At 52.5% G+C, this 24,374-nt stretch carries 23 protein-coding genes and 1 tRNA gene; 16 read left to right on the top strand and 8 right to left on the bottom strand.

All coding sequences use genetic code 11. The features are described 5' to 3' along the window. Positions 1-43 precede the first annotated feature (43 nt). Positions 44-358 carry a DUF6280 family protein gene (locus tag QQL62_RS00890; RefSeq protein ID WP_008034515.1) on the bottom strand — a complete coding sequence of 105 codons (315 nt, stop codon included), beginning with the start codon at positions 356-358 and terminating at the stop codon, positions 44-46. A gap of 203 nt (positions 359-561) precedes the next feature. On the opposite strand from QQL62_RS00890, the gene efp reads away from it, so the two are divergent. Continuing rightward, on the top strand, positions 562-1,125 hold the full coding sequence (gene efp, locus QQL62_RS00885) for an elongation factor P (RefSeq protein ID WP_284375243.1): 564 nt from the start codon (positions 562-564) through the stop codon (positions 1,123-1,125). Between the two features lie 292 nt (positions 1,126-1,417). On the opposite strand, the gene metF is transcribed toward efp, so the two are convergent. Continuing rightward, positions 1,418-2,296 carry a methylenetetrahydrofolate reductase [NAD(P)H] gene (metF, locus tag QQL62_RS00880; protein ID WP_284375241.1) on the bottom strand — a complete coding sequence of 293 codons (879 nt, stop codon included), beginning with the start codon at positions 2,294-2,296 and terminating at the stop codon, positions 1,418-1,420. A gap of 102 nt (positions 2,297-2,398) precedes the next feature. On the opposite strand from metF, the gene QQL62_RS00875 reads away from it, so the two are divergent. Both QQL62_RS00875 and QQL62_RS00870 read left to right on the top strand, forming a co-directional pair. Continuing rightward, complete coding sequence (locus QQL62_RS00875; protein WP_284375239.1) at positions 2,399-3,298, top strand: LysR family transcriptional regulator; 900 nt, start codon at positions 2,399-2,401, stop codon at positions 3,296-3,298. Between the two features lie 82 nt (positions 3,299-3,380). Then, a complete protein-coding gene (locus QQL62_RS00870; RefSeq protein WP_284375236.1) occupies positions 3,381-4,172 on the top strand; it encodes an inositol monophosphatase family protein in 792 nt (263 codons plus the stop codon). Here the strand turns inward: QQL62_RS00870 and ygfZ are convergent. Then, positions 4,150-4,908 (bottom strand): CAF17-like 4Fe-4S cluster assembly/insertion protein YgfZ, encoded by a 759-nt coding sequence (gene ygfZ / locus QQL62_RS00865; RefSeq protein ID WP_284375234.1) that lies wholly within the window; start codon positions 4,906-4,908, stop codon positions 4,150-4,152. The genes QQL62_RS00870 and ygfZ overlap by 23 nt on opposite strands. A gap of 79 nt (positions 4,909-4,987) precedes the next feature. On the opposite strand from ygfZ, the gene QQL62_RS00860 reads away from it, so the two are divergent. Then, positions 4,988-5,686: a TIGR04283 family arsenosugar biosynthesis glycosyltransferase gene (locus tag QQL62_RS00860; RefSeq protein WP_284375232.1), complete on the top strand. Its 699-nt coding sequence runs from the start codon at positions 4,988-4,990 to the stop codon at positions 5,684-5,686. On the opposite strand, the gene QQL62_RS00855 is transcribed toward QQL62_RS00860, so the two are convergent. Further along, entirely contained in the window at positions 5,667-7,520 is a 1,854-nt protein-coding gene (locus QQL62_RS00855) for an ABC transporter ATP-binding protein (protein WP_284375230.1), read from the bottom strand. The two genes, QQL62_RS00860 and QQL62_RS00855, sit on opposite strands and share 20 nt — an antisense overlap. A gap of 150 nt (positions 7,521-7,670) precedes the next feature. Between QQL62_RS00855 and QQL62_RS00850 the strand changes: the two genes are divergently transcribed. After that, positions 7,671-8,876, top strand: coding sequence for a pyridoxal-phosphate-dependent aminotransferase family protein (locus tag QQL62_RS00850; protein ID WP_284375228.1), 1,206 nt, complete (start codon positions 7,671-7,673; stop codon positions 8,874-8,876). On the opposite strand, the gene QQL62_RS00845 is transcribed toward QQL62_RS00850, so the two are convergent. Further along, complete coding sequence (locus QQL62_RS00845; RefSeq protein ID WP_348520649.1) at positions 8,873-9,973, bottom strand: pyridoxal phosphate-dependent aminotransferase; 1,101 nt, start codon at positions 9,971-9,973, stop codon at positions 8,873-8,875. The genes QQL62_RS00850 and QQL62_RS00845 overlap by 4 nt on opposite strands. A gap of 125 nt (positions 9,974-10,098) precedes the next feature. On the opposite strand from QQL62_RS00845, the gene QQL62_RS00840 reads away from it, so the two are divergent. After that, positions 10,099-10,278, top strand: coding sequence for a Tat pathway signal protein (locus QQL62_RS00840; protein WP_284375226.1), 180 nt, complete (start codon positions 10,099-10,101; stop codon positions 10,276-10,278). 107 nt (positions 10,279-10,385) lie between these two features. Here QQL62_RS00840 and QQL62_RS00835 read toward each other — a convergent pair whose 3' ends face one another. Together QQL62_RS00835 and QQL62_RS00830 are read right to left on the bottom strand one after the other, a co-directional pair. Next, positions 10,386-13,295, bottom strand: coding sequence for a valine--tRNA ligase (locus tag QQL62_RS00835; RefSeq protein ID WP_284375224.1), 2,910 nt, complete (start codon positions 13,293-13,295; stop codon positions 10,386-10,388). Positions 13,296-13,391: 96 nt separating this feature from the next. Next, a complete protein-coding gene (locus QQL62_RS00830) occupies positions 13,392-13,817 on the bottom strand; it encodes an Lrp/AsnC family transcriptional regulator (RefSeq protein ID WP_284375222.1) in 426 nt (141 codons plus the stop codon). A gap of 110 nt (positions 13,818-13,927) precedes the next feature. Between QQL62_RS00830 and QQL62_RS00825 the strand changes: the two genes are divergently transcribed. From QQL62_RS00825 to QQL62_RS00805, 5 genes are all read left to right on the top strand, one after another. After that, a complete protein-coding gene (locus QQL62_RS00825) occupies positions 13,928-15,049 on the top strand; it encodes a type III PLP-dependent enzyme (protein ID WP_284375220.1) in 1,122 nt (373 codons plus the stop codon). A 67-nt stretch (positions 15,050-15,116) separates the two neighbouring features. Continuing rightward, the gene (locus QQL62_RS00820; protein WP_284375218.1) at positions 15,117-16,106 is read left to right on the top strand and encodes a T6SS phospholipase effector Tle1-like catalytic domain-containing protein; all 990 of its coding nucleotides are present in this window, start codon (positions 15,117-15,119) and stop codon (positions 16,104-16,106) included. Positions 16,107-16,179: 73 nt separating this feature from the next. Continuing rightward, entirely contained in the window at positions 16,180-16,836 is a 657-nt protein-coding gene (locus tag QQL62_RS00815) for a protein-L-isoaspartate O-methyltransferase family protein (RefSeq protein WP_284375216.1), read from the top strand. Between the two features lie 35 nt (positions 16,837-16,871). Then, complete coding sequence (locus tag QQL62_RS00810; protein ID WP_284375214.1) at positions 16,872-18,263, top strand: TolC family outer membrane protein; 1,392 nt, start codon at positions 16,872-16,874, stop codon at positions 18,261-18,263. 75 nt (positions 18,264-18,338) lie between these two features. Further along, a complete protein-coding gene (locus tag QQL62_RS00805; RefSeq protein ID WP_284375212.1) occupies positions 18,339-19,061 on the top strand; it encodes a hypothetical protein in 723 nt (240 codons plus the stop codon). On the opposite strand, the gene QQL62_RS00800 is transcribed toward QQL62_RS00805, so the two are convergent. Then, positions 19,058-20,506 carry a cobyric acid synthase gene (locus QQL62_RS00800; RefSeq protein WP_284375210.1) on the bottom strand — a complete coding sequence of 483 codons (1,449 nt, stop codon included), beginning with the start codon at positions 20,504-20,506 and terminating at the stop codon, positions 19,058-19,060. The two genes, QQL62_RS00805 and QQL62_RS00800, sit on opposite strands and share 4 nt — an antisense overlap. A 21-nt stretch (positions 20,507-20,527) precedes the next feature. On the opposite strand from QQL62_RS00800, the gene QQL62_RS00795 reads away from it, so the two are divergent. From QQL62_RS00795 to QQL62_RS00775, 5 genes are all read left to right on the top strand, one after another. Next, positions 20,528-21,097: a cobalamin biosynthesis protein CobQ gene (locus QQL62_RS00795; protein WP_284375209.1), complete on the top strand. Its 570-nt coding sequence runs from the start codon at positions 20,528-20,530 to the stop codon at positions 21,095-21,097. A gap of 63 nt (positions 21,098-21,160) precedes the next feature. Continuing rightward, positions 21,161-21,234: transfer RNA gene (locus tag QQL62_RS00790), tRNA-Cys, on the top strand. A 312-nt stretch (positions 21,235-21,546) separates the two neighbouring features. Next, positions 21,547-22,278 carry a hypothetical protein gene (locus QQL62_RS00785; RefSeq protein ID WP_284375207.1) on the top strand — a complete coding sequence of 244 codons (732 nt, stop codon included), beginning with the start codon at positions 21,547-21,549 and terminating at the stop codon, positions 22,276-22,278. Positions 22,279-22,523: 245 nt separating this feature from the next. Beyond that, entirely contained in the window at positions 22,524-23,570 is a 1,047-nt protein-coding gene (locus QQL62_RS00780) for an AAA family ATPase (protein ID WP_284375205.1), read from the top strand. 88 nt (positions 23,571-23,658) lie between these two features. Continuing rightward, on the top strand, positions 23,659-24,153 hold the full coding sequence (locus tag QQL62_RS00775) for a hypothetical protein (protein WP_284375203.1): 495 nt from the start codon (positions 23,659-23,661) through the stop codon (positions 24,151-24,153). Positions 24,154-24,374 lie beyond the last annotated feature (221 nt).

Below are 24,374 nucleotides of genomic sequence, written 5' to 3'. Positions count from 1 at the left end.
CTCCGCAAGGGAGGCGCATTTTCAAAATTTTGACAAGAAGCGCCTAGGCGGCTTCTTTGGCGGCGGCTTGGCGCTCGCTTTCTTCGCGGCTGAGGGCCACTGATGTGCGCACGCCTTTTTCGACGAAGCCCATCATGCCGGTCACGCAACGCTCTGTTGGCTCAATACCCGCACACATCAACACTTCGCGGCCATCGCGTGAACGTGCCCAGCGCGCAATGGATTCTACCCCATTGCCATATTTCTTATCATCTGCAATGGCATCATCCAAAGCAGCCAATACAACAGCGGCAAACAGTTTCTGAGCGCGTTTGCCCTGATCATTTGTGTAAGCTGTGTCATCAACGAAATCGAACATCTCGCCGTCCTCTTTTTCTTGTTTTTGTTAAGGTTCGTGCAATATGACGATTTTATGACGATTCGGTACCCCAGTACGGTCATAGCAATCATGCACGTAACGCATAGCTCTTTTATTAAATCCGCCCGCCTCACTTGTATGCGAACAACAGGACAGATATAAGCGCTCAAAACCTTAATTCAATCCTAACGGGGCCATAACAAATGCCAAAAATTAACGGAAACGAAATTCGCATGGGCAACGTGCTGGAACATAACGGTGGCCTATGGGTGGCGGTAAAAATCGATCACGTAAAGCCCGGCAAGGGCGGCGCCTTTGCGCAGGTGGAAATGAAAAACCTGCGTAATGGATCAAAGTTGAACGAACGGTTTCGCAGCGCCGATAAGGTAGAGCGTGTACGTCTGGAGCAAAAAGACCAGCAATTTTTGTACGAGAATGATGGAATGCTGGTATTCATGGACAACGAGACGTTTGAACAGATTGAATTGCCTGCGGATATATTGGGCGAGCGTCGCCCCCTTCTACAGGACAGCATGATTGTGACCATCGAATATCACGAGAGCGAGGCGTTAAACGCGACCCTGCCGCTAAAGGTGACCTGTGTGGTAGAGGAAACCGAGCCTGCGGTAAAAGGTCAAACCGCCGCCAACAGCTTCAAGCCTGCGGTTTTGGACAATGGGTTGCGCATTATGGTGCCCCCGTTCATTGATCAGGGCCAGTCAATTGTGGTGCATACCGAGACAATGGAATATTCAGAGCGCGCCTAAACGTGCCGATTTTCACCTATTTCACCTATTCGTGAAAACCGTTAAATTTGTCAATTTTCGCGTGATTTTCCTTCTTTGGGCAACGATATCAGGCTCTTAACAACACATTATCTTGCTTGTGGATGTTTTGAATTGTTTACCCGTTAGAAACTTACCTAGGGTAACTTTTCTGCATGCTTGAATTGAATGCATGAGTACCAATTTCTAAAGAGAACTTGCTTAAGTTCAAAAGGTGTAGCGCATTGGCGCGGATGAGGCCCTGGGTTCGTGATATGAACACAGGGCCTCTTTTCTAGGCAACATTCGTCAGGCGCGGTGTGGCAACACAGCGCCCCAAGGCACGGCAAACCTCTTTGGTTAAGCTCGGATCATTCAGTGTATAGAAATGTAAGTCCTCCACCCCCTCATTGATGAGATCATCACAGAGCTCTGTGCAGATCGAAATCGATAACAAATCATGCAATTCCTTGGTATTGGCATTCTCATAGGCCTTGTCTAGCCAATCTGGTGTTAGGGCACCGCAGCGCTTGGCAAAGTTTTTGGTTTTGGCCCAGTTTTCCACCGGTAGAATACCAGGAATGATTTTACCCGTGATGCCCGCGCACGCCGCAGAATCGCGAAAGCGCAGGAAATCCTCTGGCTCGAAGAAGAACTGGGTGATGGCGCTGTCGGCCCCTGCGTCGAATTTAGCCTTTAGCACATCGATATCGGCCGTGGCGGTCTTGGCATCGGGGTGGGGATGCGGATAGGCGGCCACACGGATCTTAAAATCGCCTTGCTTGGCCAAGGCTTCGATCAATTCGACAGAAGATTGGAACCCATCTGGTTTCGCCTGAAACGGCGTGCCATCGGGGCTGTCACCGCGCAAGGCCACGATTTGTTTCGCACCAGATTCTGCATAGTTCTGCGCAACCGCCAGAACGTCTTCGCGGCTGGCATCAACGCAGGTCAGGTGCCCCGCCACATCGATTCCATATTCCTTGGCAATGACCTGTACCGCAGATTTGGTAATATCGCGCGTTGATCCCCCTGCCCCGTACGTAACCGAGACGAAGCTGGGATCGAGGGTAGCCAATTGTTCGATGGTGTTCCACAGTTTGAAGCTGGCGCTAAGGCTGCGCGGGGGGAAGACCTCGAATGAAAGGCCGAAATTTTTATCAGAGAGGTTCATGGTCTTATTCCTGTAAGTTAGGACGGTTATCTAATATTTGCATGCTTGAATCAAATTCATATATTTAATAATAAAGATGAAATCACCTCATAAAGGCACGGCATGTATCTAGAATTTCGACATTTAAAGACCATCAAGGCCATCCACGAACAAGGTGGATTGGGGCGCGCAGCGGATACGCTGAATATCACACAATCGGCGCTATCGCATCAGATCAAGGCCCTAGAAGAACAGGTGGGGATGGAGCTGTTTTTGCGCCGGTCAAAACCATTAAAGTTATCAAAGGCGGGGTTCAAGCTGTTGGATTTGGCCGAGAAGGTCTTGCCGCAGGTGGCCGCCACCGAAGAGGTATTTGCAGGATTGATTGGTGGCACGGCGGGGCGGATGCATATTGCCATTGAATGCCATGCCTGTTTCGAGTGGTTGTTTCCGGTATTGGAAAATTTTCGCAAGAGCTGGCCAAAAATTGACATCGACATCAAACCCGGCCTGAGCTTTGACGCCCTGCCGGCGCTACAACGCGAAGAGGTGGATGTGGTGATTTCGTCGGACCCAGAGGATCTGGCAGGGATCGAATTTCAGGAATTATTTGACTACACGCCCACCTTTGTCTGCGCCACGGATCACCCATTGGCGTCCAAAGACTATATCGAGGCCGAAGACTTTCGTGATCAGACACTGATCACCTATCCCATGGACAAGGCACGTTTGGATATATTTTCCGAGGTTTTAATCCCGGCCCGCATCGAACCTGCACAAATTCGCCAAGCAGAGCTAACGGCGGTGATTATATTGCTGATTGCCTCCGGGCGTGGGGTTTCTGTATTGCCTGATTGGGTGGTCGAGGATCAGAAATACGGCCATGATTTTGCCACCAAGCCCGTAACCAAAAACGGGCTGACGCGGCGCTTATATGCGGCGGTGCGCAAAAGTGAGGCCGATGCCCCGTTTATGAAGGATTTTGTGGGCTTTACGCGCGCAGAGCGTAAAGCCGGGGAATGAATTTAGGGCTTGGGTTTCCGCGCACTTAGGCCTATAGAACGCCAACCCGAACATCCATGCCGAATTTCAAAGGTGAACCCCCATGACTCAATGGTCTGCAAATATCAATGTAATGCTCAAGGCTATTCGCCCGGCCGGTCGCGCCATGATGCGCGATTTTAACGAGGTCGATAAATTGCAGGTGTCCAAAAAAGGGCCTAATGATTTTGCCAGACGTGCGGATCAACGCACCGAGGAAACATTACAAGAAATCCTTCGCGAGGCACGCCCGAATTATGGGTTTGTCGGAGCCGGCGGACGCGAGACCAAGGGCGATGATCCAACGCGGCGCTGGATTGTACGCTCGCTGGATGGTTTGGAAAACTTTGTGCACGGTTTGCCGCATTGGTCTGTATCTATTGCGCTGGAATACAAGGGGGAGATTGTTGCGGCGGTGGTTCTAAGCCCCGTTATCGAGGAATTATTCTTGGCGGAAAAGGGCGCTGGAACCTGGCTAAACGAGGCGCGCGTGCGGGTTTCTGGGCGGACCTCTCTGGAACAAATGGTTTTGGGCACGGGCATGCCTGCGGGAACCAGTGGCAATCTGCCAATGCATCTAAAAGATTTAGCGCGCATTTCACCCAGCGCAGGTGGCATTCGTGGACTTGGGGCTGTGGGGTTGGATTTGGCCTATACGGCGGCGGGCCGGTATGACGGATATTGGAACCGTGGTTTGAAATACTGGGAAATGGCCGCGGGTCTTTTGCTGGTGAAAGAGGCCGGTGGATTGGTTCAATCAATCGAAGCGGACGCTAACCCAATGCACACGGGTACGATTATTGCCGCCAATAGCGAAGGCCACGCCAAATTTGCTAAGTTGGTGCGTGATATCTAATCACCGCGCCCTCGGCATTCATATCACCTGATGCGCGGTCAAATCGCAAATAGGCGATTGCAGAGCCACCCGATTGCGTAAACAGCTGTCCTGCAACCTTGCCCTCACTCATGATATCCGTTCCAATTGAAGCGTTTCCCTCAATAGACACTAGGGCAAAACCTTTGCGTAATTCGGTTTTATGCTTCATGCGCGCGGTCACCTCTTGGCCCACATAGCACCCTTTGCGAAAATCCACGCCGTTCAGGCGCTCGAAACCGGCCTCTAAGATGTAGGTTTGATCAGGGATCAGCTCGATACCCGTTTCAGGGATACACTGCACCACGCGGCGCGCATCCCAATCAATCTGCGCAGCCCCCCCCGCAGTGCCTTGATAGGCGCGCCATCCCATATCTGAGTGTCGCGGGTCAGCGTGGCCGTCGCTCGGCGGGGCGCCAAGGCCGCGGTTCACTAGCAGATCTGATGCGGCAATCGCAACATCTGCGCGCAATTTATAGAGGCTGAGGCGCTGTGCCAGAGCCGCGGCGCGATCCTTGGCCACATCAATCAGATATGCGCCGTCTTGTTGCGTAACGAAGAAATCAAACAGGTATTTGCCCTTGGGCGACAACAGGGCCGTATAAACCAGCCCATCGGATGTGGCGGTCAAATCATTCGAAACCAAATCTTGCAAAAATTTGGCGGTGTCTGCGCCGCTGACGTGCAGGAGTTGACGATTTTCAGCCCATTCGCTCATGAGTATTGCCTCAGTTTTCGGGTGATGTTACTTTTCAGAACCTGTATGTAGCCTTGAATAACAAGGAATGCCAAGCCCTATGCCCGCCCCACTTTCAATTGTGATCCCCACCCTGAACGTGGCCCATCACATCACACCTACATTGCGCGCCCTGATCGAGGGATTAAACGCAGGATTGGTACACGAGTTAATTTTTGCCGATGGCGGATCAGACGATAATATCCAACACATTGCAGATGAGATTGGGGCGCGCATAATCACCGCTCCTATGGGGCGTGGAACACAGTTGGATGCGGGCGTATCAGCGGCGCGCGGGGCATGGGTCTTGGTGATCCATGCCGATACCATTTTAGCAGAGGGTTGGAGCAGCGTGCTAGAGGCCCATATCGCTAGCAAGGCCCATGCGGGCTATGGTCAGTTGTGCTTTGACAGTGGGCATTTTATGGCGCGGGTTACGGCCAAATGGGCCAATTTACGCGCGCGCCTATTTGATATGCCCTACGGTGATCAAGGCTTGCTGATATCCAAACGTTTGTACAATGCTGTGGGGGGCTATGCGCCAGTTCCGATCATGGAAGATGTCTTGATTGCTCAGGCTCTAAAGGGGCAGATGGTGGCCTTGAACTTCACAGCCCAAACCTCGGCCATCCGGTATGAACGTGCGGGATGGTTGCGCCAAGGTCTGCGTAACATTATTTTGGTGGCGCGGTTTAAATTGGGGGCATCGCCCGAGGTTCTGGCACAGAAATACCGCGCATCTACCCCCCGAAAAACTTGACCAGACCCTCAAGCGGGGATTTCCAGCGCCCTTGGCCATTGCTGAACGATCGCTTGCGTTTTGGTGCAGAGGATTCTGGGCTGAGGTCAAATTGCAGATTAAACAGATCGGCATAGATCCCGCCCTGTTCCAGCAATTCATCGTGGCTACCCTGCGCCACCACCGCGCCCTGATCCATCACCACAATCTGATCTGCATCCAGAATTGTGGATAGGCGATGGGCGATAATCAGAGTTGTACGCCCCTCAGATAACACATCAAGAGCTGTGCGAATTTGGTTTTCAGATTCCGCATCAAGGGCGGATGTCGGCTCGTCCAGCAACAAGATTGGCGCATCACGCAGGATCGCGCGCGCTATCGACAGGCGCTGGCGCTCGCCACCGGAAAACTTGATCTTGGCGGGTTCGATATGGGTGTTGAACCCCTCGGGTAGTTTGGTGATAAACTTATGTGCGGCGGCGGATTTGGCGGCCTTGATGCAATCCACCTCGCTGGCGCCTTCGCGCCCGAAGGAGATGTTTTCCAGCACGGATCCGCTCAGCAGGACGCTGTCTTGGCTGACCACTGATATTTGATCACGCAATGCTGGCAATGTGTATTCTGTGATTGGGCGGCCATCTAGGTATATCACCCCAGACGTGGCGTCAAACAGGCGAGGTAAAAGATTGAAAACAGTGGATTTACCCGCTCCAGAGCGCCCAACAAAGGCATAGGTCTTGCCGGCCTCGATACGCAGGTTAATCCCATGCAGCGCCTGAAACCCATCGGGATAGGTGAAATCCACATCGCGAAATTCTACCAAGCCCTTGGCCTTATCTCCGCTGGCAAACTCAAAGCTGCCATCACGGATGGTATTGGGGGTATCAAACAGCGCGAAAACCCGATCCAGCGCAGCCTGACCCTGTAGGGCAATCGCATAGGCCCCGCCCAGTTTACGTGCCGGATTTGTGGCAACGCCCAGCGCCGTAAGCAGGCCGATAAACCCCGCCAGATCAATAGCCCCCGAACGCATGCGCAAAGCGACCAAAAAGAACAGCGCCCCAACAGCCAAGCCGCCCAGAATTTCCATCATTGGCGACAGGATCGCCTGCCATTTCACCAAAGAGACCCGCAGTTTATACAGGTTTTCGAAGACTGCTTTTGACGAATCCTTCAGCCGATCCTCTAGGCGGTAGGCGCGCACCATACGGATACCAGACAGCCCCTCGTCCACCGATGATACCATCTGGGCGATTTCTTCCTGGGTGGTGGCCGATATCGCCTTAACCCGCGCGCCTACGATCCCCACAGGGCCAAAGGCCAGCGCAAAAATCAATATCAACCCCAGCGTCATCGCCCAGTCGATCGACAACATCACCCCAAAGGTGGCGATTACGGTCAAAATAGCCGTAACAGCAGAAAACACTTGGCGCGATGCGTTGCGGATTAATTCAACATCTGCGGAAAACCGCGCCGACAATGCAGAGGGGGATTCGGCCAGCAGATGCGCCAAATCCATAGTGACCAGACTGGCGTACATCTTGGTTTGAATATCCGCCTGCATGCGCGACATCACTTGGTTTTGCAGGACATTTTGCAGGTATTGGCTAACACCCTTGGAGAGGGTTAGCACGATGATCCCCAAGGGTCCCCACCAGATTACACTGTTTGAGGCGGTTTCGAAGCCCTCGATCACCATTTGGATAAATTTAGCATAGCCCGCCGAGGCCAACGCAACAATCACCATTAACATCAGTGTCAGGAACAGTGTTGCGCGGTATGGGCGCAACCAATCGCGCCACAATCGGCCATAGGCCTGAGATGCACTGCGGTTAGGATCAAAATCTTGGGGCATTCAGTTCCCTCTGGGCAATTCGACCCCCCTCTTAGCATGAGCACAGGTGAAGTCCAATGACACAAATTTTAATTTTACAAGCGGGCGCGAATCTGTGCTTCTGGTACGCGGCGACTGCCACACTATACCCCGTATTTTAAGAGGCCTGCGATGACACTGGATAACGGACGGAAACTATTGGCTATTCCTGGGCCTTCGGTTGTGCCTGATCGGGTTTTGAATGCCATGCATCAACCCTCTCCCAATATTTATTATGGCCCCCTAAAGGAAATGATCGAAGGGATGATCCCCGATCTAAAGCAATTGGCCGGCACCACGGGCGATGTGGTTTTCTATATTACCAATGGTCACGGCACCTGGGAGGCCGCGCTAAGTAATACCGTGGCCGCAGGCGAAAAGGTCTTGGTGCTGGGCACAGGGCCATTTGCCCTTGGGTGGGGGGCTGTTGCTCAGACATTGGGTATAGAGATTGAAGTAATCGATTTTGGCAAACAATCCAGCGTGGATATCGCCCAAGTAGAGACGCGGCTTTTGGCGGATAAGAACAACGATATAAAAGCCATTCTAGTAGTACAAACCGATACCTCTACATCTGTGCGCAATGATATATCTGCCCTTGGGCAGGCCATACGGGCCACTGGGCACCCTGCCCTTTATATGGTGGATTGCATGGCCTCTCTTGGAACCGAGCCGCATTTCATGGACGAATGGCTGGTGGATGTGATGGTTTCTGGCTGTCAAAAGGGGCTGATGGTGCCTGCGGGCATGGGGTTTGTGTTTTTGAATAATCGTGCCCATGCGGCCCGACGCGAAATGGATCGCGTTTCTTACTATTGGGATTGGGCGCCGCGCGTTGCCCCTGAGATGCTGTACCAACGCTTTGCTGGTACCCCGCCGACGCATCATTTGATGGGCCTGCGCGAGGCGCTTGACATGATCCTGATAGAAGAGGGATTGGAAAACGTTTGGACGCGTCATCGCGTGTTTGCGCAGGCTATTTGGGCGGCCGTTGATAGCTGGGGCAGTGCTGGACGCATGTGGTTAAATATCAAGGAACCCGACAAGCGCTCCTTTGCCGTAACCTCGATCACCACCAGCCATTTTGATGGCGGAAAAATTCGCGATTGGTGCGAAAATGTGGCGGGGGTGACCTTGGGCATAGGGCTGGGTATGGCGGATGCGAAGTCACCCGAGTTTGAAAATTATTTCCGCATTGGTCATATGGGGCACATGAATGTACCGATGATACTGGGTACCTTGGGGACGATTGATGCGGCGCTAAAAGCGCTAGATATTCCCCATGGCGCCGGCGCGCTTGAGGCCGCTAATCATGTGATAGCAACCGCATCGCGCTAGCCGCGCGCCTGTGTCAGCGCAAGGGGCAAGGCCTTGGCAAAGGCGGCCAATTCCGCCGCGGGGCCAACAGATACGCGGATACAGCGATCCAGCGGGGCGACCATTGGCATGCGAACAAAGACATCTTGATCAGCAAGGCTTTGCAAAACTGCTCGGGCGAAATACCCCCCTTGTCCGCAATCGATTGTGACAAAATTGGTCTGGCTGGGCAGTGGGATCAACCCATTATCACGGGCGATTTGGGCGATGTGATCGCGCGCCTGTGTGATGTGCTGGCAGGTCTCCGTTAGGTATGTTTGATCTGCCAATGCCGCCAATGCCGCGGCCTGAGACAGCAGGCTGACGCCAAAATGATCGCGCACTTTATCAAAGCTGGCGATCAGATCAGCGGGGCCGATCCCGTAACCAATACGCGCGCCAGCCAATCCATAGGCCTTGGAAAAGGTGCGAAAGCGGATCAGGTTTGGTTGGTCTACCGCAAGGTTTGGGATATTTTGCGCATCGGCGCATTCGATATAGGCTTCGTCTAGGATGAATAGGCAAGTTCGAGGCAAGGCCTCTGCAAATTGTTCTATCGCACTGGCGCTGTGCATTGTGCCCATGGGGTTATCTGGGTTTGATAGGTAGACCAATGTGGCATTACTGCGTACAACTGATGCCAGCAAGCCGTCCAAATCTGCCATATCATCCTTATAGGGCACCTGATGCAGGGTGCCGCCAAATCCCGCCACATGGTAATTAAATGTGGGGTAGCCGCCCAAAGAGGTGACCACATGCGTGCTATGATCCACAAACAGGCGGCACAGCGTGCCCAGCAGGCCATCGATACCACCGCCAAGGATGAACTGATTGGGCGGGATAGCGTGGTGGTCTGATAGAGCTTGGCGTAGGTCAAACAGGCTAGGGTCCGGGTATTTCCAAATTTCTGGGCCAGCGCTGTGCAGAGCATCCAGCACCGATGGCGCGGGGCCAAAACCATTTTCATTGGCACCAAGGCGCGCGGTGAAGGCGCGGCCACGGGCACGCTCGGTCATTTCTGGGGCGATGAAGGGCACTGTGGCGGGCAGAGATTGGGCAAGTTTGGTCTGTTTGGGCATATAAATTCCTTTGGCCTAAAGAACGGCAAATCCTGCGAAGATGCAATGGAATAAGGGCGTTATCTTGAAAATCTATGCTGAGACATTAGATATTGAGCAACAGGACGACTTTATGGGAGGGCGTGATGTCAGATGACACCAGCATAAAAATCAGCCGACGTGGGGTTTTGGCCAGCGGCGGGGCGGCGTTGGGCCTGCGGCTTGTGCCCAATGTGGCCAGCAAGGTCGGCGGGCGGCGTATTCTGACCGTGTATTTTGACAAGGCGGCGGGAATGATGCGCGCGGTGGAACGTGTGGTGCCCTAGCGGCCGTTGTTGCCCCTTGTCCCGAGGGACAAGGGGATTGGATATTTTAAAGATTTGGAATTGTAAGAGGCGCGCGTTCTGCGCGCCCCGAGATTATCCCGCCTAGTTTATCCCAAGGATTCAACGCGCTGTAATGCAGCGGTGAGGGTTTCCAGCTCTTCTGATCCTGTTTCGATACGCGCACGGTTTTCCGCAACCACGGATTCTGGGGCGTTATTGACGAATTTTTCGTTCGACAGCTTGCCTTTGATCCCGCCCAGCTCTTTGTTCAGTTTTTCAATCGCCTTGGTCAAACGGGCCTTTTCTGCATCGATATCGATGATATCGGCCAGAGGCAGACAGAATTCGCCACCCTCGACCGCGATAGTAACCGCGCCTTGGGGGGCGGCACTGGCCGTGGTGATTTCGCTGATGCGGGCAAGGCGCATGATCATGGATTGGTTATTGACAAGGGCCGTTTTGGCCGCTGCGTCTAGTTCCAACTGCACCATCGGGATTTTGGCCCCTGCATTGACGCGCATTTCTGCACGCAAAGAACGCACCTGTTCGATTAGATTGATCACCCAGCTCATCTCTGCATTGGCATCTGCATCGACCAGATCAGCCGCGGTGTATTCGGGCCAATCTTTGTGTGCCAACAGGTCAGTGTGCCCTGTTTCGGCCCAAAGCTCCTCGGTGATAAACGGCATAATCGGGTGTAGCATTGTATAGGATTGATCCAACACCCAAGCCAGTGTTGCCTTGGTTTCAGCCACGGCGGCGGCATCATCGCCTTGTAGCAATGGCTTGGACAATTCTACGTACCAATCGCACAGTTTGTTCCAGATAAAGCCATACAGCGCATGGGCCGCGTCGTTAAAGCGGTAAGCAGCTAGCGATGCATCGACTGTTTCACGCAGTGTGGCCACCTCGCCCACGATCCATTTGTTCAGGGTTTGGGTTGTGGATTTTGGGTCGAAATCGGCCACTGGTGCGGCCTCGTTGAATTCGGCGAAACGCGTGGCATTCCACAGCTTGGTGCCGAAATTGCGATAGCCTTCGATGCGTTTGGTATCCATTTTCAACACACCGCCCATTGATGCCATGGCCGCATTGGCAAAGCGCAGGGCATCGGCGCCGTATTCATCGATCAAATCCAGCGGATCAATGACATTGCCGGTGGATTTCGACATTTTCTTGCCTTTGGCATCGCGCACCAAACCGTGCAAATACACGGTATCAAAGGGGATTTGATCCACCACAGCCAGTTGCATCATCATCATGCGGGCAACCCAGAAGAACAGGATATCTTGGCCCGTGATCAGGGTGCTGGTGGGGAAATAGCGCGCCAGCTCGTCGGTTTGTTCGGGCCAGCCCAGCGTGCCGATGGGCCAGAGGCCAGAGGAGAACCATGTGTCTAGGACGTCTGGGTCGCGGGTTAGAGACTTGCCGCCAGACATCTCGATGGCTTCGGCCTCGGTTGCGGCGCAAAACTGGTTGCCCTCTGTATCAAACCAAACCGGTATCTGGTGTCCCCACCATAGCTGGCGAGAAATACACCATGGCTCGATATTATCGAGCCAGTGGTAGTAAACCTTCTCGCCGCTTTCGGGCATGATTTTAACGGTACCCTCACGCACGGCGTCCAGCGCGGGGCCGACGATTTTATCGGTTTCTACGAACCACTGATCGGTCAGCATAGGCTCGATCACCACCTTGGAGCGATCGCCAAAGGGTTGCATGATCGGTTTGTTTTCGACGTATGGCACGGTTTCAGTGATTTGAGACTCGGTGCCCTCTTCGTCTTTGATGGTTTTGGTCACGTCGTGCATCACGGCCAGACCCTCGGCGGTGATATCGGCAATCACGCGCGCGCGGGCCTCTTCGCGGGTGAGACCGCGGTATTCCTCGGGCACCATATTGGTGGCGGCGATCATCGCCTCGTCGAATTCCAGCGTGCCATTGGCGATGGCTTGGGCCTTGGCGGCCTCTTCCACATATGGGGCGCCATCGGCGCGCATGTTGGCGCGGGTATCCATCAGATTGTACATCGGGATATTGTTACGCTTGGCGACCATATAGTCGTTGAAATCATGGGCACCGGTGATTTTCACAGCACCGGATCCGAAATCGGGATCGGGGTAATCATCGGTGATAATCGGGATCAGGCGGCGCTGTTCCTTGGGGCCAACAGGAATTTCACATAGCTGACCCACGATCGGGGCATAGCGCGCATCCTTGGTATGTACGGCAACTGCGCCATCCCCCAGCATGGTTTCAGGACGTGTGGTGGCGATAGAGATATAGTTGCGCATCTCGCGAAGCGTAACGGTGCCATCCGCGTCTTTCTCGACGTATTCATATTCCAGCCCCCCCGCTAGGGGGTATTTGAAGTGCCACATGTGGCCGTCAACCTCGATGTTTTCCACCTCTAGATCAGAAATCGCGGTTTCAAAATGCGGGTCCCAGTTGACCAAGCGTTTACCACGGTAAATCAGGCCTTTGTTGTACATTTCAACAAAAACCTTGATGACGGCATCGTGGAAATTGGGGCTGTTTTCGTGGCCCACGCGGGTATCACCCTGTGCCCCCGACATGGTGAAGGCGGTACGGTCAAAATCACAGGATGCGCCGAGGCGTTTCAGCTGGTTGATTATGGTGCCGCCGGATTGTTCTTTCCAGGCCCAGATTTTCTTTAAAAACTCTTCGCGCGGGAAATCAGTGCGTTTTTTGCCCTCTTTGGCCAGCTCGCGTTCCACCACCATCTGGGTGGCAATGCCTGCGTGATCTGTGCCCGGTTGCCATAGGGTGTCAAAGCCCTGCATACGTTTCCAGCGGATCAGGATATCCTGAAGCGTGTTGTTAAATGCATGCCCCATATGCAAAACACCGGTCACATTCGGGGGGGGGATCATGATCGAGAAGCTATCGGCACCATCGCGTGCATTTGCACCTGCCTTGAAGGCCTGCGCCGCTTCCCATTTTTCCCAAATGTCAGCCTCGCGTTTGCTCGCATCAAAGTTTTTTTCCATCGCCATCGTTTTGCCCTGTGAATAATCCGCTGTGAAATCACGCTTTGTGCTTCTTAGCGTGGGTTTTGAGCAAGGGAAAGGAGGATTGTGGATGCGCCGAGGCTAGCGATCAATTTTGGTGCTGAGCTGGATCAGACTCTCGGATGATTTGACCCCCTGCATATCCCCGATCTCGTCCAATATCTCATCGAGCGCACCCGTAGAGTTGGCCCCCACCGTCAGCACCAAATCAAAACGGCCAGACGCCGTAAAGGCCTGTTCGACGTTCGGAATCTTCTTCAAACGCGCGACAACCCCTGCCCCCGCTTTGGGGTCTAGCTGCAATAGCACCGTAGCCTTGATTTGGCGCTCCTCGATTTCTGGGCCTAGGCGCACTGCATAACCTTGGATTATGCCGGTGCTTTCCAGCCGCGAGAGGCGGGTTTGGATGGTAGTACGTGCCATGCCCAGCTGTGCGGCAAGGCTGGAAATAGGCAGGCGGGCATTCTGGCGCAGGGCGTCAATGATGGTGTGATCTATGGCATCCATGGTAATTTCCCCAAAATTTCGTCATAATGCTACATATTATTCAGCTATTTGACAAATTTACGAGTCCTTTTGCCCATCTTTACACGCATTCTGGTAAGAAAAGGTGCCCCATGCGTTATCAACCAACAGTTTGGAATTCCCCCGAAGAGTTTATTCGTCGCTGTCAGCCTGAGCGCCCACATTTATTTATGGATTCCGAAACCCTACGCCAAACCGCACAGCGTTTCCAAGCGGGTTTTGCCGGGCTGGTCACCTATGCGGTGAAGGCCAATCCTGACCCAATGGTTCTAAGCCAGTTAATCAATGTTGGCATTCAGACATTTGATGTGGCCTCAATTACCGAAATCGAAACCATCCGTCAGATGGGTGAAGATCTGATTCTGCATTACAACAACCCCGTGCGCAGCAGGGATGAAATCGAGCGAGCCGTGGCGCTGGGGGTACGCTCTTTCTCGGTGGATCGCCTCAGCGAGATGGAAAAACTATTGGCCGTGTTACCCTGGGGCAGCGAGGTTTCTGTACGCCTGCATATGGATGTGGCAGGGGCGGCCTATGATTTTGGCACCAAGTTTGGTGCAGAGGCGGAAACCTGTGTCCAATTGCTACGTCGGGCGCATGGCGCGGGGATGGTGGCCTCCATGACTTTTCACCCAGGCACCCAGTGTATAAATCCCACCGCATGGGAGCGCTACATAGTAAAATGCGCTGAGATTGCGGGGCGTGCGCAGGTGCCCTTGGCGCGGTTAAATGTGGGGGGTGGTTTTCCCAGCGATCGCGGTACAGGGCCGGTGGATCTATCTGTTTATTTTGACGCCATCTATCAAGCGGTGCGAGATAATTTTGATCAAGCTCCGCTGTTGGTTTGCGAACCGGGCCGGGCGATGGTGGCTGAGGCGGGCAATTTGATCTTGCGAGTTAAGGCGCGCGATGGTTCACAGATTTTTCTGAATGACGGCGTTTACGGTGGATTGGCCGAATTCAGCGATATTGGCATCTGTGGTCGCATGTATGTGGTGGATGACCAGGCCCATCCTAAGGGCGGCGCGAAACAGGGGTATATGGCGTTTGGCCCGACCTGTGATTCATTGGATCAATTGGATGCGCCTTTGGATTTGCCGATTAATTTAAAGGATGGAGATTACATCATAATTCAAGGCATGGGGGCCTATGTGCAATCCATCGCAACCCGATTTAACGGGTTTGGCGATATTCCAACAATACAGGCATTATGAAATTTTGCGCCCTTTACTTGGGCATAGAATAGTTTCACCCTAGGGGCCACGCAACAAAGCAGGGCCAATGCACCGAAACCATATCATCATCATTGATGGCACCCAAAGCCGCATGACCACGGGCGAAGAGACCAACGCGGGTATTCTGTACAAATTGCTGTTGGAAGTGCACGACCCCAAGACCACCTCCTTGCACTATGATGCAGGGGTTCAGGGGCATGGGCTGTGGAATTTGGTGACCTTGGCCTCTGGGATGGGGATTAATAAGTCCATTAAGAACGCCTATGATTTATTGGCCAGTAAATATCGTGCGGGGGATCGGATTTTCCTGTTCGGTTATTCTCGAGGTGCTTATGCGGTGCGATCCTTGGCGGGGATGATTGATCAAGTGGGGCTGTTGCGACGCGAATGCGCCACCCATCGAAACCTGCGCCAAGCATTCCGACTATACGAACAACAGGCCTCTGCTGCGACCTTACGGGATTTCTGCGCCGAACACTGTGCCGCGAATGTGGAAATTACCATGGTGGGCGTATGGGATACGGTAAAGGCGCTAGGACTGCCTTATCCGTTGATTTCGCGCCTCGCACCCATGGCCACCGAATTTCATAATGATCGCATCGGCGCTTGTGTAAAACATGGCTATCAGGCGTTGGCTATTGATGAAAACCGTATAGCCTATACCCCCGAATTATGGGATGCCGATCCCAGCTGGCCTGGCCAGATGCAACAGGTCTGGTTCAAAGGTGGACATGCCGATGTGGGCGGACAGGTTTATGCCAGACCCGCAGCGCGCGGATTATCCAATATTCCGCTGACCTGGATTTTAAAAAAGGTGGTGGATTGCGGTCTAACCTTGCCTGATGATTGGCGCCAGCGCTACCCCTGTGACGAAACGGCCCCCAAGGTGGGATCCTATCGTGGGATTGCCAAATTCTTCTTGTTTCGCAAACGGCGTGTTCTGGGGTGCAAAAGTGCCGAATTCATCCACCCCAGCGCCAAGAGCCGATTTAAGGGCGACGCAGTACCGATCCCCTTGCTTTCACAGGAAAACTAATTTCGCAGGGGCTTGCTCCTGTGGGGTGCCTGTGGCAAAGATAAGGCGAGCTGATTTTAACAATGGTATCGATATGAATGATTTCACATCTGCACGCACCGCAATGGTTGATTGCCAAGTGAGACCGTCTGACGTGACAAAATATCCTATTATCAATGCCTTGTTGAATATTGCTCGCGAAAAATATGTGCCGACAGACAAGATATCAATCGCCTATGTGGGGGATCATGTGGCGTTGGGAAATTCCCGTTATCTGCTGGATGCACGTACCTTTGCCAAAATGCTGGATGCTGTGAATGTGCGCGGTGATGAATTGGTTTTGGATATAGCCTGCGGTTTGGGCTATTCTACGGCTGTGATCGCGGATCTTGCAGAAGCTGTTGTTGGGGTAGAGGACAATGCTGAATTGGCTGATGCGGCCTCGGAAACACTTTCGCAACAAGGGGTGGACAATGCAATTGTTGTCTCTGCTCCGTTGAGCACAGGGGCGGCCAAACACGGCCCCTATGATGTGGTGGTTCTACAAGGCGCGATTGAGGTTTTCCCAGAAAGCCTTGTGCAGCAGCTAAAAGATGGCGGGCGTGTGGCCGCGATCTTTGTTGATGGGGCGATGGGTCAGTGCCGAATTGGCATAAAGTCCGGCGATACTATCAACTGGAAGCGTGATTTCGATGCAACCGCGCCAATTCTTGGCGGATTTGAACGTACAATAGAATTTAACTTGGCTTAGGGTTCCCCCCTCCAAAAAATCTACAGGAGACCACCATGCGAAACCTCTTTAGCGTGACCATGATAAGCATCGCCATGGGCACAACCGCTCTGGCCGATATGACCAGTCTTAAATCAGCACTAGAAGCGACCTATGCGAACAACCCCTCGCTGGCGGAAACACGCGCAACCCTGCGCGGATTGGACGAGAATTTGGTATCGGCACGCGCCGGCCTACGCCCCAGCGCCAACGGAAGCTACAGCGCTAACGCCACGCACAGCCATTCCTCTAGCACCAGTGGCAGTTTTACGAAGGGATTTTCCCAGACCGTTCAGCTACAGGTTAGCCAGTTGATTTATGATGGTGGTCGGGTCTTAGGGGGGATCAATGCCGCAGAATTGGCCCTATTGGCCGGGCGCGAAAATCTAGTCGCTGCGGAACAGCAAGTGCTGTTAAATGCGATCACCAGTTTCATGGATGTACGAGCCGCCCAAGCCACACTAAACTTGGCCGAGAACAACATTCGCGTTCTAGAAGAGCAGGTACGCGCCTCTCAGGATCGTTTTGAGGTTGGCGAAGTGACCCGTACAGATGTCAGCCAAACGCAGGCACGCTTGGCCGCCGCGATCAGTGGCCGCGAGACCAGCCGCGCTGCCCTGCAAGGTCAGATTGCCAATTATGTTGCCAACGTTGGTGAGCAACCGCACAGCCTGATGACACCTGCCGCCCACCCTGCCCTGCCCAAGACCTTGGCCGAAGCGGAACGGCGCGCCTTGATTGATCACCCTCGCGTAACCGCTGCACAGTTTAGCGTACTGGCTGCTGAGGAAGATTTAAAAGTGGCTCAGAAAAATCGCATCCCCACGGTGACTGGTGTGGTGACAGGATCAATTGGAGATACATCTGATCTTAGCGGTAATTTCAGCAGCCCCGATTCCAGTGTAAGCGTGGGCCTAAATGCCAGCATTCCCCTGTATCAAGGCGGCACGCTCAGCAGTGCGCGCCGCTCAGCCGCCGCTAGCCTAGAGACCGAACAACGTCAGCTACAACAGGCCATTGCCACGACCAAGGCCAACCTGCGCACCGCTTATTACAATTGGGAAGCAGCCAAGGCCGCAATCACCGCACGTCAGCAACAAATCCGCGCCAGCAAAATCGCATTTGAGGGCGTAAGTGAAGAAGCCAAGGTTGGCGCGCGCACCACATTGGATGTTTTGGATGCAGAGCAGGATCTATTATCTGCACGATCCGAATTGGTAACGGCCCTTCGCGATGAGCAGGTTCGGGCCTATAGCGTTCTATCAGAAATGGGAGCGCTTACGGCCAAAACTTTGGGGTTGAATGTGGAATTGTATGACCCCAAAAAATTCACACCAAAGGCGCGTGCAAACTCTGCGCTGGGGGCGCGTCGAAACAACCTTTTGGAGAAGTTGGAAAAACGCCGCTGACGTTTAAATTGCCTAAAAGCTTGCTGTTAGCCATGGTTTTTTAGTAATATATTAACGAATCGCGGAAAATTTACTATGGATGAACTTAAAAACAGCCTGTCGATCTCGGCAACGCCCCTACAGTTGCGTCAGCTTATTTCCGAGGTTTCGGCACATGAAAGCGAACAACGTTTGGTTGTCGGTGGATCGCGTACGCGCGCGATGCCGACCGAGGATAACGTGCTGGTATTACAACATCCTGTGCGCCAGCACGACACTACCCCTCAATCTGGTAGCCAATCCGCGAAATCCGCTCCCGCAAGCGAGGGCATTTCTGAGCAGGGGCGTCTACATATTTCTACGCCCGCAAATTTAGCGGATGAACCAGAGGTCACCCATTCCAAGATGTTGGTTTTGGCAGAAACCGCAATCAGCGAAACCGTCGAGACCATGGCCCCCGCCCGCCTGCACAGCATAATAGAAGAGATGGCCCCGGCCAAAATAGCCAATATTTTTGCTGAAACCAGCAAGTCTTATGTGGGCCATGCGGTCAATGCATTCGCCCCCGAGAAGATCCAAGATTTGGTCGATCAGATCGCGCCAGAAATGATCGAGGAAACCGTACGCAAAGTGGTGCAAGATACCGTCGCCAGCGAAGTGCAAATGCGCCTGCAGGATGAATTGCCAATTGGGTTACAAGATACGGTTTCTCAGTTTGTCAGATCAGAAATGCAGGGGGCATTTGGGATGAATGTTACCCGCAAGGTGCGTTTGCTGATCCACGATGAAATCAAACAGGTTTTCCAACCCGAAGCCTAGTGCGCCAAGCGCAATAGCGCATCTAAATCACAATAGTGTTCCAAATGATCTGCCAGCGCATCCAGTGCATGATCGACGCTGGCCGCGTAATTGAAATCACCACCCCGCCCACCAAGACCAGTTAGAAAATGCCGCCGGTAGCCATCGGTGTTAAAAATCCCGTGCAGATAACAGCCAGAAATGTGACCATCGGCGCTCTGCGCGCCCTGTGCCTGGCCATCGATGTATAACATCGGTTTGGCGCAATCTGGCCCTGTGGTTTCACCGATGTGAATTTCATAACCCGATACCAGAATATCGCCCGTACTATCGGTGCCGGTCACTTCTGCAAGACGTTTTTCGGGTTTCATCACAGTAGTGATATCCAAATGCCCCAGCCCCGCCACGCGCGCAGGCGCACCCTCGAGACCTTGGTCATCAATTATCTCGCGCCCCAACATTTGATAGCCGCCACAAATACCCAGCACATGACCACCACGACGAATATGTGCGGCCAGATCGATATCCCATCCCTGTTCCCGCAGGAATGCTAAATCAGCGATGGTGGATTTACTACCGGGCAACAGAATCAAATCTGCATCCAGCGGCAGGGGTTGACCTGTCGGGATCATTTGAACCTGCACATTTGGATCAGCAGACAAGGGATCCAGATCATCAAAATTGGCAATCCGCGACAGCTGTGGCACCACAACCTTCAGCCCCTCGCCCTGTGGGTCTGGGGCAATATCCAGCGCGTCTTCAGCCGGAAACCTATGGGCCTGATCGAACCAAGGCACAACCCCCAGACCCCGCCAGCCGGTATGAGATTTGATCGCATCGTAGCCTGCATCAAACAGCGTCGGATCGCCGCGAAATTTATTGATCATGAAACCCTTTATCAGCGCCAGATCATCGGCGGGTAATACCGCGTGGGTGCCGACCATCTGCGCAATGACCCCACCGCGATCGATATCCCCCACCAAAATCACAGGGCAATTTGCCGCCTCAGCAAATCCCATATTGGCAATGTCCCCTGCGCGCAGATTTATTTCCGCAGGACTGCCCGCCCCTTCGACGATTACCAAATCTGATTGCGCTCGCAGGCGCTCATAACTTTCTATGACCCGCGGCATCAGCTTGGGTTTTAGGTTAGAATATGCGCGGGCCTTTACGGTGGTAAGGCGCTTGCCCTGCACGATCACCTGCGCGCCAGTTTCTGATTCTGGCTTAAGTAGCACCGGATTCATATCAGTGACCGGATCCACGCCACATGCCCATGCCTGTAACGCCTGTGCGCGTCCTATTTCTCCACCATCTGAGCTGACAGCGGCATTATTGGACATGTTTTGTGGTTTAAACGGGCGCACGGACATCCCGCGGCGAAGATAAGCGCGGCACAGTCCTGCCACCAGCATAGATTTGCCAACATTTGATCCGGCCCCTTGGATCATGATTGATTTCGCCATTCTATGCCCTATGATTTTAATATGAACACGCCCGCGCATATTATCATCGCAGCCGCTGCATTTGCACAGCCAAATAAACCGAAAATTACATGGTGGGCAATCTTTGGTGGTGTTCTACCCGATCTTTCTTTGTATTTGATGGTTTTATGGGCGCGGTTGATCGGTGGGCATAGTTTTGGTCGCATATTTGACGAGTTTTATTTTTCCAACAGTTGGCAGGCGGTGTTTGCGATAGATAACTCGATCCCGCTATGGGGGGCGATTTTGCTGTGGGCGATATGGCGGCGGATTTGGGCGGCAATAGCCTTTGCCGGATCGGGCATGTTGCATTTGGTTTCTGATTTTCTATTGCACAACGATGATGCACGGCGCCATTTTTGGCCATTTTCAGATTGGGTGTTTGAGAGTCCCGTTAGCTATTGGGATCCAGCGCATTTTGGGCAAATAGTTGGCATGCTAGAAAGCCTGTGTGTACTGATTTTAGGCGGATGGTTGATATGGCGGTTTGGCCGGTGCAAGATCAGCCTGTTTTTTGGAGCGCTACTGGCGTTTCAATTATTGCCCAGCTTGTTGTTTTATTACCTGCACTAAGGACGCGGTTTCGTGTTGCATGCCATGGTCAGCGTTGCTATAGCCCTGCGTACACCATGGGACGGCGAGTTGGCGGAGTGGTGACGCAGCGGATTGCAAATCCGTGTACACCGGTTCGATTCCGGTACTCGCCTCCATTTAAAATCAATGACTTAGCTGAAAAATTGAAAATTTAATCGGGCTTTAGGCTCATTTTAGGCTCAGAAATCGTAATATTTTGTGATGAGCTGAAATGTTCACCTATGTCCAACTAGGAACATTGACATCACATAAGCAACTTAGAGGGCAAGCTGTATGAATAAAAAGGGCGGGAACCGGACATTCGCTACGGATGCGAGGTAGCATTTTAAAACTCGAGAGAGCGGCCGTTCAAGACAGATGGTGGTAACTTTTGCTGTGCAAACGGAACGAAATGCGTCATCGTTCTAACGTTTGATGCAGTAGGTATTATGGTTATGAAAGTGGCTCGGGAAAACATGAGATCGATCAATTATGCATACGATGAGTTTTGTCGTGCGCTTCGTCGATTGCCAGAGGCTATCTTCGGCTTCTCGAATTTGGCGATGGTCGACCTCGATGAAGCAGTTGGAAACCTCGATAGTGCCGTCTATCACGTCCTTTCGTGTTATCACAGTCTTGCTGACGCATCGCGAGATACATACGACTGGATGGAGCAACCGGGCGCTAGAACCCTAATCGGCATTCGTAACGCGCGACATCACAATCTTGGGTCACGGGTTCGTGGTTTTGTTTCCATGGCTTTCAGGGGGCAAATCAGGAGCACTCAAAGCTACTGGACCGTGGCTTATCAGCCGGAAAGCCAAGCCAGTCTGCCACATTATCTACCGGATATCGTCGAGTTTTTGGAACACAAAGAAAATCGGCTTTCGAATAAACGGGCTTCTGAAATTTTGGATTATTTGCAAGTCCGCGAGACTGTGGAACACTTCAAGTCTCGGAGTATCGAACCATCACGTCTGTTCTTCAATTTAATGCCAATAATCAGCAATGGAGCCAAAATAGCCATCGATGCGATGGGATCTGACTTAGAGGTTCTATCATACGATGGAGAGGTCTATCTGGATCACTTCCCTTCGATTGATTACATCGACATGGCTTCTGGCTTGTACAGCTGTCTGCCCTCGACGCTTGCAGGCAAGCCCTACGGAGATTCTTCGTGATATGGTTCTCCACAAGCGAATACACTGGCCCTAAACTGCAAGTAAGTGACATGCATATTAGACGGCACTATCTGTGTGTGAGCATAAGGAGATGTAGGTCGGCTCCCGAAGAATCCCTATATAACTTTATATAGTTGTAAAATTTCTATTGATGCATAAGTCCTCGACTTGCTCAACTTGTGCAAATGAAATGTTTCCATTTTTGGCTCCCGAAGTGTTTAGTAGATTAAAACAGAGTTGTCATCATGGCCCGCAGCGACCTTCTTTTATCTCTTGTAAGCGCCGGAGTGTCTGGCGATCAAAAAAAGTTGCGCTCAGCAACCGAAGCGTTGATCGCTGAGGAACGGGCAAAAAATCACAATATTCTTGCTGACCGTATAGAGCGAACGCTTTCCAGCATTCCTGTGGCCGCACCGGCTTTGATGACCTCCAGAAAGCCAGCAGGAGACGAAAAAGAGGCGATCTTGGAAGTTGAAGCGAGGGTTCAACTTGATGAGCTGATGCTTCCGCTGCCAGTGCGTGAGAATGGCCGTCAGCTTATTGAAGAGCACATGCGCGCCGACGTGTTGCGCGCACATGGGTTTGAACCGAGACACCGGGTATTGTTGTCTGGGCCGCCAGGCAACGGGAAGACCTCTTTTGCAGAATCCATTGCCGAGGCATTGGGACTTCCTTTCTTCGTAGTTCGCTATGACGCTTTGATCGGAAGTTACTTGGGTGAAACCAACGCGCGGCTGCGGAAATTATTCGACTATGTCCGCACACGACCATGTGTTCTATTCTTTGACGAATTTGACGCTATCGGTAAAGAACGAGGAGACAACCACGAAACTGGTGAAATAAAGCGTGTTGTTTCGTTCTTGTTGATGCAGCTCGATCAGCTTCCCAGTTATGTCGTGACTATTGCGGCAACCAATCATGCTGAATTATTGGACAAAGCGGTTTGGCGAAGGTTTCAAATCCGCTCAGAGTTTCCTGCGCCTAGCATAAGCCAAACGAAAGCTTTCCTAGAACAAATTATAAGGCAATGGCCGGATTGCCCAAAGTCAAGTTCCGCTGCGTTGTCTAAGAAGCTCAGAGACTCCAGCTTTTCAGAAATAATTGATTTTTGTCAAAATGTACGACGAAGACAAATACTTGGTTTGGGTGAGGTCTCTGTCGACACTGCCCTTAAGGTTGAGCTAGAACTTTGGGATAGTAGAGTAAAACCAAGGATATTTGATGTTGACGAATTTGGACATGCCGCTCCTGAGGCTAAAGGCAGGGCCCGCGCAAAGAAGGCAACCCGGTAATTCCCAGTTTGTGCCTCCACCTGAATCATTTGACCAAAGTAGGCAAGTTGAGCGGATAGGCCCTAAGTTCGAACAATTGGCGTCACTTATGGATGCTTCCTCCAGCGGCTTGGAGGTTCGAGCAGACCCTACAGCACTCGCACCAGAAAGGCTTCTGGTTTTCGAAGTTCGTGGGGCAATATCAAGTTTTGCAAATGCTATTCGTAACGTCCCGGGCCTGGAGTTGATCGACGAAGAGGCTTTTCCTGAGGACGACGACAAAAATCCTGCCGCCTACTTGCTTGTTCCTAACGACGCCGCATTGAGACAAGTTATGAGTTTGTGGCGCCGTTGGGTAAGCGGTCGAAGCATGGAGACGGGATTTACGCCTTGGAGGGATGTTTTCAACACCCTTAGAGATATCAGAGCCTGGGGACCTCAAGATCGGATATCAGAGCCCGAGCGGAATATACTTAATGAAGAAATCCAAGACCGCGCCGACACTGATCTAGTTTCAATAGAGATCGAACTCGTTTTTGGCGCGATGGTGATTGGCCCGAAACCTCAGTTTCACAGTCAATTGTTGGAGTTGGAGGCAGAGTGATTTCCCGGGCACGGATAGATGACATCGCCTATCATGCAATTTTGGCTGAATTGCCAGTTCAAGCCATCCGCGCGATCATTCAACTTGATCAAGATAGCATCGGTGGTCTTGAACCTATTCAGCATATTCGCCCCCAAAGCTGTCTCGTCCCCCTAAAACTGTGCCATTGTTTATTAGAGACTGGAGTAGTGAGACATGGCACGAAAACGGCATTCGGATGA

It is taken from the genome of Amylibacter marinus (assembly GCF_030160015.1).
Taxonomy (GTDB): Bacteria; Pseudomonadota; Alphaproteobacteria; order Rhodobacterales; family Rhodobacteraceae; genus Amylibacter; species Amylibacter marinus.
The sequence above is the reverse complement of the archived record's forward strand: the minus strand, read 5'-3'. Positions and strand labels throughout refer to the sequence as shown.